The sequence below is a fragment of the Erythrobacter sp. JB2-19 genome (genome assembly GCF_057365005.1).
The window spans coordinates 2,820,229-2,834,851 of the sequence record NZ_CP200290.1 but is presented as its reverse complement, the minus strand read 5'-3'; the positions used below and the strand labels follow the sequence as shown (position 1 = coordinate 2,834,851).

Genomic DNA, 14,623 nt, shown 5'->3' with positions numbered 1-14,623 from the left:
GAATGCCTGGCAAGCAATATGACGTACTAATTGTCGGGTGCGGTCCAGTCGGCGCGACGCTCGCAAACTTGCTGCGCGAGAGTGGACATTCGGTTGCGATATTCGACCGGGACAAGGACGTGTTTCACTGCCCCCGCGCAATGATGTTCGATCCGGAAAGCTGCCGTATTTATCAGCGCATGGGCATTATGGACCGGATGTTTCCGGATGACGCGAAGCCATTCCAGACCTTTCGCATGGTCAATCACAAGCGCAAGACCTTGGTCGAAATGGACTATAGCAACGTTCCGCCAAGCTTTGGCCACTCGGGTGTGGGAACCATGTTCCACCAGCCAACTCTTGAACGCCTGCTGCGCGAAGGTTTCGATTTGGGCGTGAAGGTCGATAGCTTCCTTGGATATGAAGTTCTCGGCGTTGAATCGGGCTCTGACCATGCGACCTTGACAGCAAGGAACACGGAGACGGGCGAGGAGACCGAGTTCACAGGCCAATATATCGTCGGGTCCGATGGCGGGGCGAGCCTATGCCGCCGGTCCATCGGCGCGAAGCGAATTGACTTCAACTATCGCCGCAAATGGATCGTGATTGACGTTGTCGTTCACGACCACGCCTATTGGGCGAGGCTGGAAGACTTCTCGGAATTCATGTGTCGGCCAAACGGGGCAACGGTGTTCGTTAAAGGTTGCCGCGGTCATCTACGCTTCGATTTTGAGATCGACGAGGAACTGGCCGATCAGTTCACCCATGATGATGCGCTTGCACACATATCCAACTACATCGATACCTCATCAATCGAGATTCAGCGCTGCGCTCCTTACAATTTCTATGCAGGAATGCCGGATATATGGCGTAAAGACCGGATTTTGCTGGCTGGCGATGCCGCCCACCAAACCTCGCCCTTCGCTGGACAGGGGCTAAACATGGGCCTGCGAGACGCCGCTCATCTGAGTTTTCTGTTCGATCTGATATTTGACGGCAAAGCAGATGACCGCATTCTCGATACCTATCACGAGGAACGCTGGCCGCATTGCGAGAAGGTGATCAATAGAGCCTCACGCACGGGGCTAATGCTGAGCACGACCAGCAAATGGGAACAGATCAAGCGGAATTTTGGTTTTTGGCTGGTGAGTGTATTCCCAAGGCTTGGCGGGGTTGCCAATTCGGATGATAGTTTCCCTGCCTATAAAGGCGGGCTGATTGGTACAGGACATCGCCTATGCGGTAGGCGATTGTGTCAGCCCGAAGTAGCCGATGCCTCAGGCCAGCGCACGCTGCTCGATGAAGTGATCGGGCACGGGTTTGTGCTCTTGCTGTCAGAACAGACTGAGGGCGCAGCTATCTCTTGGTTCAAAGAAGAGTTGGGCGGATCGGTCTTTGTGATCGGTCAAGACTTTCAGGACGCCGATGGGATGCTGGCCGAGTTTACCGGGGGCAACGCAGTTCTTGTTAGACCTGATCGTTATATCTTTGGCGCGAGCGAAAGCGGCAACGCGCTCTGCGCTTCACTCCAAGAGGACTTGCGTCAATATCAAAGCTAGCCTTTGGTTTTCCTTAGAAGGCCTTAGCCGCAGCGCTCGCTGCTTCTTTCGCCTTGGCCAGCGCTTCATCCAGTGCCGGTCCTGGCATACCCGTCGGCTGAACGCGGATTAGGTTGATGTCGGTAAAGCCCAGGAAGCGGAAAATGTGATCGATATAGGTGCTTGCAAAGTCCGTCTTGGGCGCGTCAGATGCCAGCGGAAAACGGTCCTCATACGGGCTGCCGCTTGCCATGATCACTTGCAAAGGCCGGTTTGTGATTTGGCCCACATACTCAAACTTATTGTTGACCATCACCGTCACGCCAACTTGGGTTACAAGGTCGATCCAATGCTTAAGGCGGTAAGGAATTGAAAAGTTCCACATCGCCATCGACAATACCACTTTGTCCGCTGACTTCAGCCGCTCAATCTCTTGCATCACGCCTGCCCATTCGCCCTGCGCCGCGATCCCTGATCCGGTAGTCATCAGCTTCATGAGGTTTTCCATTTTCTGGTTCGCGCCTTGCATTCCAAGCGGGGCCAGTTCGGTCTCAAACAAAGGCAAATGCTCAAGCTCATCGTCAGGATTGGCTGCCTTGTAGCTTTCCAGAAATTCATTGGCGACTTGCGAAGAATACGAGGTCTCTTTGCGCGGGCTGGCTTCGATAAAAAGTACTTTCGCCATGAGATGCATCCTTTGTTTCTTAGAATTGGCTTGGGTTGGTCAGGGCCGTTAGAGCGACTGTCCGTCGTCCACGGTAAACGTCCCGCCCGTGACGTGGCGGGAAGCGTCCGAGCACAGATACAGGGTTAGATCATCAAGCGCGTCGATATCCATCAATCGTCTGCGATGCCAACCGGCAATCTGTCGCTCGCCGCCCTCAGTATCGAACCAGTCGCCGACGATTTCAGTGCGGATATAGCCGGGCTGGATGGTGTTGACGTTGATACCTTTGCGCACCCATTCACGTGCGAATAGCCGCCCAAGATGAGTAACCCCCGCCTTGCTGGCACCGTAGGCAGCATCGCCAGGCGCGTTCATCTGTGCGGTAATCGAACCGATCAGCACAATGCGGCCCTCGATCGGATTCGCACTGTCGGCCGCAATCATCCGCTTTGCGCCCTCGCGGGCAAGCAAGTAGACGCCAAGAAAATTAGTATCGAGAACCGTTCGAATGCCTTCAAGCCGCACATCGGTTGAACGACCATTCGCAGCCGACCCCGCATTTGCGATGACCGTGTCCACAGTGCCGAAAGTGGCTTCAGCTTTGTCGTAGGCCGCAATAACAGACTCTTCATCGGTCACATCGAGAGCCACGGCCAAGGACTTTCCCCCAGCGCCCTCGATTTCACCTGCGAGTGCTTCGGTTCTCTCAGTCCTACGCGCACCGAGAATGACGTTTGCCCCTGCTTTGGCAAGGACACGTGCGAGATGCGCACCAATGCCGGATGAAGCTCCGCTCAACATCACAGTACGATTTGTTAGGTCTGAGATCATCGCTTGTTTCTTCGGTCGTCCTGCTTGGGTTGCCGAGCAAAAGCCGTCTTTGCAGGGATTTTCACTTCCAAACTGCTCATTGGAGATTTAGACTTTAATAGCTAATCAATCAACAAATATTATTGATGTGTAAGGGTGCCTCTTGGTGTCTGAATGCCCGGATAAGTTTTGGATTTACAACCTGGTACTGCGTCTTGGCTTGTTATAGGAAGAAATTCCACTTGGCATCCTTTCGAACCACTGATTTGCGGTCTGCGTACCCAGCAATAGAGCCCAAGGCAAAAAACCAACCGCTAAGTGAGAGTGTTGCCCGCGAACCAATGTCGGCTTTCGGAGGTCAAAATCCGGATCACTACGTCTTAGATTGGGGCGCATTGCAGTCATTCCGCGATGGATTGAATAGCGGCGGTTAGTGCTGCGATTTTCCTTGAAGAGTAAGCCAGTTCGTTGATGGCTGCCTTTCTTTCGTCATCCGATAGACCTCCAATCGTTAGCGCGAGCGCGCTGTGGTCTTCCATCAGCATACCGATCTTGGTGCTCAGAAGGTTGATCAGTTCACGGTCGATGTCGTCCATGGACACGGTGATGCTCGAACTTCAGCACAAGTCCACTGCAAAGAGCAGATGTACGCACAAAGCACTCGACTAGTGGCGGAACTCGAGCATTCATGCCGCCATGGATATCGAAGAGAAGATTTGCGCTCTCGAGCAAATGAGAACTCCGGAGCTCCGCTTGGCATGGCGCAATGCGTTTGGAACGCCAGCACCTCCGTCATTTAGCTTGCCGCTACTGCAGCGCGCTTTAGCTGCCCACTACCAGGAGCGAGAAGCCGGTAAACTCACCAAGGCTGATCTCCGGCAGCTTGGCACTCTCGGGCGCAAAGATGAGTGCCGCAAAGAGGGACGTGTGTCGACTGAGGTCAAGCCGGGGACATGGCTATCGCGAACATGGCATGGAGAAGTCCATGAGGTGGTCGTGCTGGAAAGCGGCTGCGAGTACCGAGGACAGACATTCGGATCATTGAGCGCGGTGGCAAGTCATATAACTGGAGCTAAGTAGTCAGGCCCGCGCTTCTTTGGATTAAACAGCCCGCGGCTCGGTGAGCTGAATGTGGTTGCCAATGGCTAAGACAGATAAGAAGCTGCGCTGCGCTATCTACACCCGAAAGTCGACAGATGAGGGCCTGGATAAAGACTTCAACAGCCTCGATGCTCAAAGGGAAGCATGCGCCGCGTACGTACTTAGCCAGCAACATGAGGGCTGGACGCTCTTGCCAGAACTCTACGACGATGGCGGGCACTCTGGCGGAACATTGGAACGACCAGCACTTCAGCAACTGCTTGATGATGTGCGCTCGGGCAAGGTTGATGTGGTAGTAGTGTACAAAATCGACCGACTAACCCGCAGTCTCGCGGACTTCGCCAAGATCGTGGATGTGCTCGATGCTGCCGAAGCCTCATTCGTAAGCGTTACTCAAGCGTTCTCCACCACCAGTTCGATGGGTCGGCTTACGCTCAATGTGCTTTTATCCTTTGCCCAATTTGAGCGAGAGGTTGGAGCAGAGCGTATCCGCGATAAGATCGCGGCATCCAAGGCCAAGGGCATGTGGATGGGCGGCGGCGTGCCGCTTGGCTATGACGCCGTCGATCGCAAGCTTATCGTCATTCCTGAAGAGGCGAATACGGTGCGTGAGATTATGCAGCGCTATCTCAAGGCAGACTCAATCAAGGCACTGGTTTATGAGCTCCGGCGCGATGGCTTTGTCAGCAAACGGCGAATCTCCAAAAGAGGCAATGCGATGGGCGGCAACCCAATCAAACGAGGCGCGCTCAAACATCTGCTCTCAAATCCGATCTATGTCGGTAAAGTGCGCCATAAAGATAAGATATATTCAGGTCAGCATGATGCGATCGTTGACCGAGAAACATTCGATGCGGTGCAAGCAAAGCTAGTGGATCGCACATCGCCTGGATCAGCAGGCGGACCTAAGCGAAGAATGGCGCTTCTCGCTGGAATGATCTGGGACGACCGCGGTCGTCCCATGTCGCCAACCCACACCAAAAACCACGGCCGGCGTTACACCTATTACGCTTCCAATATGAATGATGATGCAGAGTCCCCTGCGCTAAGACTGCCCGCTGGTGAAATCGAACAGTCAATCCGTAGAGCAATCGCACAATGGCTGCGGGCCAATGCTAATATGCGGGAGCAGGTTACTTCAAGATCGGCTGATGAGAAGAAGGGGATCTTCGCAAGGGCCGCGCAGTTGGCCGCCCAGGTCGAGCAACTTCCGGTGAATAGGGCTAGCGAGGTCCTAACCCAACTAAGCCTTCGGGTTACTGTCAGCGAGAACGAGATCGACGGGTCGTTTGAACCGGCCGCTGCATTAGGTGTCGTTGCAAGCAATGACACCAGAACAATCAAAGCGGACTTCAAGATAGCACTCGTGCGTCGGAACTATGGGCACGAGTCTCGGATGCGCTTGCAGCCATCTCAGCCAGTTCGCGTGGTAAGAGATCATCGCGTGTTCGAACTGCTTGGCCGGTCCTTTACCGCAAGGGAAGATCTGCTCCAAATGGACGAAAAAACAATCCGGTCGACTAAGAGTACCAGGCTTCGCCATCTGCAGCGCCTTGCTCGCTTGAGCTATCTCGATCCGAATATCATCCGGTCCATCTTGAACGGCAGTCAACCGAAAGAGCTCAGTCCCCGCAACCTGTGGCGCATGGCTGATCTCCCGATCCGTTTCGTTGAACAACGTTTAGCGCTCGGGTTCCCAACCATCTGAAAACAAAACAGTAGGTCACCAAATCGACCGCGGAGAACTTCGCGCATTTCAGGCGCGAATTGGTAGGCCATTGCGTCTCCATCGACCCCTCGCCGAACTTCCAGCTCCGCAAAGCCCCGGAATTGCGGGCACAATTTCCGCCTCGGGGGCGGAGACTCCGGAAAATGATTTTCGATGGAAATGGATGGTGAGTCCTGCTGGGTTCGAACCAGCGACCTACTGATTAAAAGTTAGAAGATCACGGTTTCCTCGAATTCTATCGAGTTTCCAGAATGTCCCATTCCCCTGTCAAAACAGCCTCCTGGTTATCTTTATCTTTCCTCTAGTCATCTAAAGCTGTATCGCGTGTGCTTACTACGTGCTTACTACGTGCTTACTGGAAAGGTGATATGCCGAAGCTCAAGATCAACAAAAGGAACGTGGATGCGGTCGCGCAAGGTTCGTCTGACACATTCTATTGGGACACGGCACTGACTGGTTTCGGACTGAAGGTCACTAGGAACGGCTCGAAGAGTTATGTAGTTCAATACCGCATGGGTGGTCGCAGCACGCCTGCACGGCGCTATACCATCGGCAAGCACGGAGCGCCTTGGACGCCTGAACAAGCGAGGGGGCGAGCGCAGCAGCTTCTGATTGCTGCAAAGTCAGGAAAAGATCCAGCCGAAGAGGAGCGGCAGACCCGCCTCATGGCACGCGATCTTGCATTCAATTCGTATGTATCTGTCTTCATCGATAGATACGCGAAGTCGCATCAACAGCGTTCATGGAAGCAGACTGAAAGCGCTCTGAATTTCAATGCAGTTCCTGTTTTCCAAGCCAAACCAATCAACCAGATCACACGGCGCGATATAGCGACCCTTATTGAAACCGTCGGAGAGACAAGACCAGCGACTGCGCGCCAGCTTCATGCCATCCTGCGCAAGCTCTTTAAGTGGGCCACTGAAAGAGGCGATCTAGACAATTCACCAATGTCAGAAATGTCTTCTCCGCCAGCAGTTAGAGCCAGAGATCGAGTTCTGAATGACACAGAATTGGCGGCGATCTGGCAAGCGTCAACGGAGATCGCTTTTCCGTTTGGCCCAATGATCCGTTTGCTCATTGCTACCGGACAACGTCGTTCAGAAGTTAGTGCGATCCGTTGGAGTGAGGTAGACCTTGAGACAGCGGAGTGGGTTATACCAGCCGATGTTGCGAAGAATGGTGTCGCACATCTTGTGCCCCTAAACAGACTGGCGGTCGAAGAGCTTCGCGCATGTTTCGAATTGCGACAATCGGACATGATCTTTTCAAGCACTGGTACAACTGCACCGACCGGCTGGAGCAAACCCAAGAGCAAATTGGACCACAAGACTTCCAAGAAGCTTGGCTATGGTATTCCTCACTGGAAGTTGCACGATCTCCGTCGAACATTCGCAACGGGAATGCAGCGGCTTGGAGTTAGGTTTGAAGTCACCGAAGCTCTCTTGAACCATCTGAGCGGTGCCAAGTCGGGTGTAGCCGGGGTTTATCAACGGTACGATTGGGCAGCAGAGAAGCGGGCGGCTGCCAAGGCGTGGGCCGAAGGCATTGACCGTTTATTGACAGATCCGGCCAATGGGATCGCGAATTCTGAAAGTGCAAACGTAGTACCTATCTCGGAGAAGGTAGCGTGAAGGCAGCTACTGACTGGCGTAAAGGCATTCATCTCGACACCGCGCGCAAAATAGAAGACCATATTAGGCATTTTTGGGCAGACGTCGCATACTCGATGGAAAACCCGTCCGCTGGAACCACTGCGAAGCACCTTGATGATATTCGGAAAAATGCAGAAACCCTCGAGAAATTACTTGAGTCACTCTCACCGGTTGGAAACGCAGCGCTATTCGAGAGCCGACAGAAGAACGGAATTCCCGTTGATCTTTGCGAACTGGATCAACTGCTAAAAACACTCTCACGGCTCAGTTCTTCGGGAAGCACTGCGGCCGAAAATCTAAGGCAGTTGCATTCGCCAGCATCGGAAGGCGGTCAAGGATCGGGGTCGGCACTAGGGAGAGGGGCGGACCTAGAAGCGATCCGAGATGGTGACGAAGACCTCGAGCGGTTTCGCTTCAGAACACCAAAAGACAAATTGGGCGTAAGAGTTTCAATAGCGATGGCGATGTCACCATCGGAACCAGATACAAGAATTGTCCGTGGCAAGAAGTCTCTGATCGAGTTTTTGACAAAGGTCTGGGAATTCGAACGTCTCGGAGAGAGGCAAAGCTGGGAGGAGGTTGCCCGACAGCGAGAACACATCATAGCTGCAGGCCAAAGACGTTCCAGCGCAGAGCAAGACTTAGTCGCGCATGAGGCAACTTGGACCAAATCGATCCAAAGGGTTCGTGCCAAATCGGAACCAACGTGATGGTCTTCTGAATTTTTCCGAAGATGCCTCTTCTCGAAATGCGCAGGTCATTCAGTCGCTTCCAATCGAATCGGAGGCAATTCATGACAGTGATGAGAGTGAAGGAGGCCGCAGGTTATCTTGGCCTCAGCGTAAGCACGCTCAACAAATGGCGAGTGACAGGCAAAGGTCCCAAGTTTGTGAAGTTGGGACGCGCTGTGGCATATCGAACTCCCGACCTACATGATTGGCTTGAAAGACAGGCCAAGCAAAGCACCAGCCAAGATGTTCCACCTTGGTCTGACGACTAACCAGCAACCTCCAATCGCAGGTCGGGGACGGCTAGAGACAGTGGCCTGACCTGTGCAATCCGGTACCACGGGGGTGAGATCATATACCGGAAGGGCACCCTAAAGTCAGATGCCCACGGATCTCCGGCACGGAGCATTTGGTGTCGTAAAGAAGCTGACGATCACTTGGGGTTTGCTCGCCTACAAGTGGACCTGTGACGACAGCCGGCGACGGAAGCCAGGTGAGATCATCACTAGGATAGGGGACGGCCTTCACCAATCGTGGTGGGGGTTGTCCCCTATACCTACTCCTCCAGACCACAACAAAAGCCAGTGGCCTTGGTACTCACGGTATGAGAAACAGAACTTGGGACAAGCTAGATAGGTAGCTCTGGTCGCTGACTTTGAATTTTCCTCAACCTTCAGTCACAAACTTTCCTTGCGTCCACCTGACGGGTGCACCAAAAATCGGCGCTCGACCGTTTCTACTGTTTCGTTTCTAGTCACTAGAAACTGTCCCTCCCTCCTAGTGCTGTTTTTTAGTGTCACGTGACACCTAGCTCAATTCACAAACAGGCGTTACACAGTGTTCACCGCGTTATGTCGTCAAAAGCATTCGCGGTGCGCATGACGCGCTGAGCACGAGCCGCCTCTGTCGGGTGGCTCCTGAATAAAATAGCCTCACGGCGAATAAGGGAGGCGTACTGCCTCGTGCTCGTGCGTTTTGAACCGCCCGGCTCCAGCCGGGCTGAGCATGAGAGGTATTATATGCGTCCATTGTTATTGGGGCCTGCGATTTTGCTCGTAGGCTGTAATCAATTTACCAATGCTCTTGATGCACCTGAAGTTCAGGCCTGCGAGCATTTCTTGAACGAAACTCTGCGGTCACCAGCAAGCTATGATCGTGTCGAGGTTGTGACCAAGCATGAGTCTATATCGGCTCAGGAACTTGATGAGATCACAGTAAACCCTCCTCTGTTGGCCAACGAGGACCCCGGTCTCCTGTTCGTGAGTATCGAGTACGAGGCGCAGAACAGGTACGGTGCCGTGATTAGAGCCAGCCAGCTTTGCGCCTTTGAGACTGATGGCGGTGAGTTCCCGCCCGGAGGCGATGCGTCATTAATGAGCCAAGCAAGGATGGCTGCGAATTCAACGTCCTTGAGAGACCTAGTCGCATCTGGTGCAGTGGATGGAACAGACCCAGAAGACTTGCCACAACAGAGGAAATACCCTTGCTGCCTGAGGTGACAACCGCTTAGCAAATGCGCCTAACGACAACGCGAAGAACGCGGTATGCAGGGAGTGAAGTGTTAGGTGGCCGTAACGGTCTCCACTTATCAAAGCCTTGGATCAACCGGTTCGCTCTCCATAGCCAACACACCAAAAGCACATTGATGAACGTGGCTGAACGGTGCGTTCTCGACAAATCGATGGAGACCTTCCATGCCAAGTGCGAATTCACGCAGCGCCATCCGGCGTTTCTGACCAAGCCCGCGACGCTTAAGTCGCTTAAGGTTTGCCGGCATGTCGTAGTCAGGACCATAGATGATCCGCAGATACTCCTTGCCCCGCACCTTGATCGCCGGCTGGACTAGACCTCTCTTGCCCCGGACTGAGAACTGCAGCGGCTTGACTACCATGCCTTCGCCACCACTGGCGGTAATCTCCTCCCACCAACCGATCGCCTTCTCGACCTGAGCTTCATCGCTCAAGTCGATCACGTGATAAGGCGTAGCCGTGAACAGGCTTGGATCGGCCCCAGCAAGACGATGAGCATGGCTCATGTGCCAGACATGATCCTTGTCTGAGTGCACAGCATTGCCAGACGCGAGCAGATGGAACGGAGCGATTTCGATGTCATCGAAGCTCTCTGTTGCACCGACATAGTGGTTGTAGGCCGTGCGATAGGCGTGCGCATTGGCTTGCCGGGTCGCGGATTGAGCCAGCAAGTCATCAACTGGCAGGCCCCGTGCTTTGGCAGCCTCGAATAGCTGCACCGTTTCGCCGAGACCTGCGACAGACGCAGCCCCAACGGGCGCGTATTGTTGGCTGATGAGACCGCTCGCTTTCAGGTTCCACGGCATGATCTCCGCGTCCCAGAGCGCCCAGTCCGCATCGAGTTCATCCCACATCCCGCATGCCTGCATGGCTGCGTGCAAGCGTTCCACTACAGCCCTCTCGTGCTGCGTATTGGGGAAGAAGCGCCGTCCGGTGCGACTGACAACAATGCCAGTTGAGCCATCGGTCACGTCAAAGCGTTTTGCCGCCACCTCTTCATCGCGAGCGATCGTCACGAGTGCGCGCGACCCCATATGCTTCTTCTCGGCTACAACGGTCTCGACACCCTGGCCTTTGAAATAAGCAAAGGCTTCTTCGGGTCGCTCAAGCCAGCCGTCTTTCTCACTGGTCTCAGGCGGTGACATGGTCGGAGGCAAATGGACGAGCCAACGCGGATCAGCCGCAAAACGGCTCATCACTTCCAACGCCGCGGCGCTTTCGTCTTCGCGCACCATGACGATGCCCATGTCGCGGGTCTCAATCGCCTGCTTGCCAAGAACATGCGAGATGTTGAGCTTGCCAGCATCCTGATCGTTGCCAATGACCTCTGCGTCCAGCGGTTTGATAGGCTCGTAATAGGTCTTCTCTGCCGGAACTTCGACAAGTTCCATCTCAGGGTATTGCAGCGCAGTCAGCTTGCCGCCGAAAACGCAGCCCGTGTCGATGCAGATCGTACCATTAGTCCAATGAGCTTCAGGGACTGGCGTGTGACCGTAAACGACTTTGGCTTTGCCTGAATACTCAGCCGCCCAGTTATAGCGCACAGGAAGACCATATTCATCGGTCTCTCCCGTTGTTTCGCCATACATGCAGAAACTGCGGATCGCCCCCGACGCACGGCCCTGCATTTCTTCCTTCAGACCAGCGTGAGCGACAACGAGGTTGCCGCTATCGAGAACGTAGTGGCTGATCAGGCCATCGAGCCATTCACGCATACCTTGTTTGAATTCATCGCTTTCGGATTCAAGCTGATCGGCCGTTTCGGCAAGGCCATGGGTGAGCTTGACCTTACGCCCATCGAGGAAGCGCTTAAGCTTATCATCGTGGTTGCCAACGACCGCCAAGGCGATGTCGCTACCGACCATATGCTTGGCGATCCGCAGCACGTCGGGCGAGCGGGGGCCGCGATCCACCAGGTCGCCTACGAACACAGCCTTGCGTCCTGCAGGCGCTTGCACCTCGGGTTCGCCGTCTTTCCATGAAACTGAGTAGCCCAGTTTTACCAGCAGGGTCTCAAGCTCGTCAGCGCAGCCATGAACATCGCCGATGATGTCGAACGGGCCAACCTCTTCGCGCCTGTCATTCCAAAGCTTGGCGCGCGAGATCTTCACGGCGTCAATTTCTTCGACCGAGTTCAAGACATGCGTCGCGCGGATACCCTCGCGCTTCATGTTGCGGAACGAGCGCTTGAGATCGATCATCTGCCGTTTAACAGGACCCGGCCCAAACTGCCGATCTGGCCGTTGCTTGTTGCGCTCAATCGCGAGGCTTTCTGGTAGCCTGAACACGATTCCAACAGGAAGAGCGTGCCACTTTCGTGCAAGCGCCACCATAGACTTTCGCGCAGCCGGCTGGACGTTGGTCGCATCGACCACTGTCAGCTTCCGGTTTTTTAGCCGCTTTTCGATGATCGCCTTGACGATGTCGAAGGCATCACCGGTTACGGATTGATCGGTCTCATCATCGCCAACCCAGCCGCGTGCTTTGTCTGAAGACACAACCTCGGTCGGTAAGAAGTGCTTTGCCGCAAATGTTGACTTGCCCGTGCCTGATGCACCGATCAGCAGGACCAGCGCGAACTCGGGAATGGAAATCTCTTTGGTCTCAGTCATGGTTCGTGTCTTTGATAATTTCTCTGAAGAGCCGATCCGCTTCCGGGCGCAAATCAACCCTGCTCTTTTCAATGTCTGATGCAGCGTTCCGGGCGTGCTCAAATTCGGTTTGGACAAGCGCGTCGATCAGTGGTTCTCGCGATCCAGTGCCTAGCTCTTTCGCTTTGCTTTTGGCCTCGAGAATGCTGGCCAGCCGTTCCGTTGTTTGCTCATCCAGATCACAGCCATCGAGCAATGCCTGAAAGTTCATCGGAGGAATGACCTCTGGGTGCGTCCGGGTCCAGCGGATCGCCATCGCAGGCCTCACGACATAGAGATACTTCTTGAGACTGATCTCATCCCGTCCATCGATGTAGGTGTTCCACTGCCGCTCGCCGAGACGACGATAGTGATTCAGGCAAGCTAACCCATGCGCAACCTGTTGGCTGAAGTGGATGAGCTTCTCACACAACTCGTCATGCCAGAGGTATCTGACCGGACTGGATAGCCATTCTAGCAGGACAGGGTTTGGCTTGAGCAAAAGCCCGAGCGCCTTGCGGACATCCCAGCCGTTGACGTCCCAATCGTCTTCAATGGGTCGTTCAATGACGTCCCGCCCAGGGTGAATGGACAGATACCAGTCGGCCGGACGCGCATAGACGAAGCGAACATCATAGTCGCTGTCCGGGGAGGGAAAACCCCAAGCCCTGCTTCCGCTTTCGATCGCGAAAAGGATGCGCACGCCTTCTGCCTGCTCAACGTCACTAAGCTGAGACATGATTTGGGAGCGGATTTCCGGTGAGATCGAAGACTGAAACTCCATCATTTCGAGCCTCCATCACTTCGACGGAAGACAGCCATCTGGGTCGGCGCGCCGTGGTCTTCGTGGACTTCGCCGACGGCAGTGAAAGACACGTCATAGCCGAACTTCTCCGCCTGAGCCTTCGACCAATCCTCAAACTCTGAGCGCGTCCACTCAAACCGATGGTCGGGGTGACGTAGCGCGCCAGGTTCCATGCCCTCGAAGAGCACATTGTATTCGCTGTTGGGTGTGCTCATCAACACGGTGCCAGGTTTTGCATAACCGAAGAGCGCATCGGCAAAGGCGGGAAGCCTCTCGGCATCCATATGCTCAATCACCTCGACGACGGTCGCGGCATCAAAACCCTTCAGGCGGTCGTCACGGTAAACCAGAGACCCTTGCACTAGCTCAATGCGCTCGCGCTGATGATCGCCCATTCGCTCTAGCTTCAGCTTCTCCGCAGCAATGCCGAGAACTTGTGGTGCGACCTCTAAGCCCAGGATTTTGCGGAACTGAGACTTCTGAACCAGCCGCTTGAGCAACTTACCTTCGCCGCACCCAAGGTCGAGCACAGACGAAGCGCCAGACCTATCGAGTTCAGCCATGATCGAAAGTATACGCTGCTCGTTCAGCCGAATTGGTTTCTCTATAGCGTCTTCAGCTTGATCCTTCTCCGCCATTGCTTCGGCAGGTTCCGGCTCAACACTCTCGTCGAGCCGCCTGAGAGCGGCACGCGAGAGCGACCGAAAGCGCAGGTAGCGCTGTGCGATAAGATCTTTGTGCGGATGTCCTTCGAGCCAGCCTTCGCCCTTACGCAGCAGCTTCTCCACTTCGTCATCGCCCATGTAATAGTGCTTGTTGGCATCAAGGACTGGGATAAGGACGTAGAGGTGGCTGAGCAGATCACCGATCTTATGACTGCCGCTGATAGTAAGCTTCACATATGGACTGGTTCCCCACTCAGGATGCTGAGGGTCAAGCTCAAACGGTTCTACCGCAACCGAATAGCCCAGTGGCTCGAAAAGCTGTTCGACAATTTGCCTGTCGCCGCGCACAGGTAACGGAGCAATCGTCGCCTTGAGTGGGATGGAAGTCTCAGCCAGTTCCTGCCTATGCTTCGATCTGCCGCTGAGCGCCGTCCCAAACGCTCGGGAAAGCGCGACAGAAAGCAAGGACGATGCGGCATAAGGCCGGTCATTCACATACTGATCTTCAGCGCCGCGGTGCCGCCCCTTCCCGCGAACCAGTTGCACCGGATCAATGTCGAGTGACAGGGCTACCGTGCACGCGTCGTCGGATGCTTCGGGAAAGAACACCGTTCCCTTCCCAAAAGAGAGATCAACCTCATGCAAGTTGTCAGGGTTCTTCATCAGTAGGAAGCCCAGATCAGATGCCGGTTTGTGCGTCGTTGAAATCGTCAGCAGCATGTCACCAAAAAAACCCAATAAAAAACCCTTCCGGATTGTCGTATCCGAAAGGGCGAAAATCACTCATCAA

General features: G+C 54.5%; 12 protein-coding genes. 6 read left to right on the top strand and 6 right to left on the bottom strand.

Features of this window, described 5'->3' with window-relative positions; translation table 11 throughout:
* Positions 1-2: 2 nt before the first annotated feature.
* Positions 3-1,538, top strand: a complete 1,536-nt coding sequence (locus AC0V6O_RS13545) for an FAD-dependent monooxygenase (protein WP_486144796.1) — start codon at positions 3-5, stop codon at positions 1,536-1,538.
* 13 nt (positions 1,539-1,551) lie between these two features.
* Here the strand turns inward: AC0V6O_RS13545 and AC0V6O_RS13540 are convergent, their stop codons facing one another.
* The 3 genes from AC0V6O_RS13540 to AC0V6O_RS13530 form a co-directional block, all read right to left on the bottom strand.
* Complete coding sequence (locus AC0V6O_RS13540; protein ID WP_486144794.1) at positions 1,552-2,202, bottom strand: FMN-dependent NADH-azoreductase; 651 nt, start codon at positions 2,200-2,202, stop codon at positions 1,552-1,554.
* Between the two features lie 48 nt (positions 2,203-2,250).
* Complete coding sequence (locus AC0V6O_RS13535; RefSeq protein ID WP_486144792.1) at positions 2,251-3,015, bottom strand: SDR family NAD(P)-dependent oxidoreductase; 765 nt, start codon at positions 3,013-3,015, stop codon at positions 2,251-2,253.
* A gap of 380 nt (positions 3,016-3,395) precedes the next feature.
* Positions 3,396-3,590, bottom strand: a complete 195-nt coding sequence (locus AC0V6O_RS13530) for a hypothetical protein (protein ID WP_486144790.1) — start codon at positions 3,588-3,590, stop codon at positions 3,396-3,398.
* Between the two features lie 100 nt (positions 3,591-3,690).
* Here AC0V6O_RS13530 and AC0V6O_RS13525 point away from each other — a divergent pair, with 100 nt between their 5' ends.
* The 5 genes from AC0V6O_RS13525 (at position 3,691) to AC0V6O_RS13505 (ending at position 8,476) form a co-directional block, all read left to right on the top strand.
* Positions 3,691-4,074 (top strand): DUF2924 domain-containing protein, encoded by a 384-nt coding sequence (locus AC0V6O_RS13525; RefSeq protein ID WP_486144788.1) that lies wholly within the window; start codon positions 3,691-3,693, stop codon positions 4,072-4,074.
* A 61-nt stretch (positions 4,075-4,135) separates the two neighbouring features.
* Entirely contained in the window at positions 4,136-5,803 is a 1,668-nt protein-coding gene (locus AC0V6O_RS13520) for a recombinase family protein (protein WP_486144786.1), read from the top strand.
* A 389-nt stretch (positions 5,804-6,192) separates the two neighbouring features.
* A complete protein-coding gene (locus tag AC0V6O_RS13515; RefSeq protein WP_486144784.1) occupies positions 6,193-7,455 on the top strand; it encodes a tyrosine-type recombinase/integrase in 1,263 nt (420 codons plus the stop codon).
* On the top strand, positions 7,452-8,186 hold the full coding sequence (locus AC0V6O_RS13510) for a hypothetical protein (protein WP_486144782.1): 735 nt from the start codon (positions 7,452-7,454) through the stop codon (positions 8,184-8,186). Before AC0V6O_RS13515 ends, AC0V6O_RS13510 begins: the two co-directional genes overlap by 4 nt.
* A gap of 23 nt (positions 8,187-8,209) precedes the next feature.
* Positions 8,210-8,476: a helix-turn-helix transcriptional regulator gene (locus AC0V6O_RS13505; protein ID WP_486144780.1), complete on the top strand. Its 267-nt coding sequence runs from the start codon at positions 8,210-8,212 to the stop codon at positions 8,474-8,476.
* Positions 8,477-9,792: 1,316 nt separating this feature from the next.
* Here AC0V6O_RS13505 and AC0V6O_RS13500 read toward each other — a convergent pair.
* The 3 genes from AC0V6O_RS13500 to AC0V6O_RS13490 are packed head-to-tail and all read right to left on the bottom strand — an operon-like array spanning position 9,793 to position 14,571.
* Positions 9,793-12,345: a polynucleotide kinase-phosphatase gene (locus AC0V6O_RS13500; protein ID WP_486144778.1), complete on the bottom strand. Its 2,553-nt coding sequence runs from the start codon at positions 12,343-12,345 to the stop codon at positions 9,793-9,795.
* Positions 12,338-13,150, bottom strand: coding sequence for a nucleotidyltransferase domain-containing protein (locus AC0V6O_RS13495; protein WP_472640610.1), 813 nt, complete (start codon positions 13,148-13,150; stop codon positions 12,338-12,340). Before AC0V6O_RS13495 ends, AC0V6O_RS13500 begins: the two co-directional genes overlap by 8 nt.
* The gene (locus tag AC0V6O_RS13490) at positions 13,147-14,571 is read right to left on the bottom strand and encodes a 3' terminal RNA ribose 2'-O-methyltransferase Hen1 (protein WP_486144776.1); all 1,425 of its coding nucleotides are present in this window, start codon (positions 14,569-14,571) and stop codon (positions 13,147-13,149) included. Before AC0V6O_RS13490 ends, AC0V6O_RS13495 begins: the two co-directional genes overlap by 4 nt.
* Between the last annotated feature and the right edge of the window lie 52 nt (positions 14,572-14,623).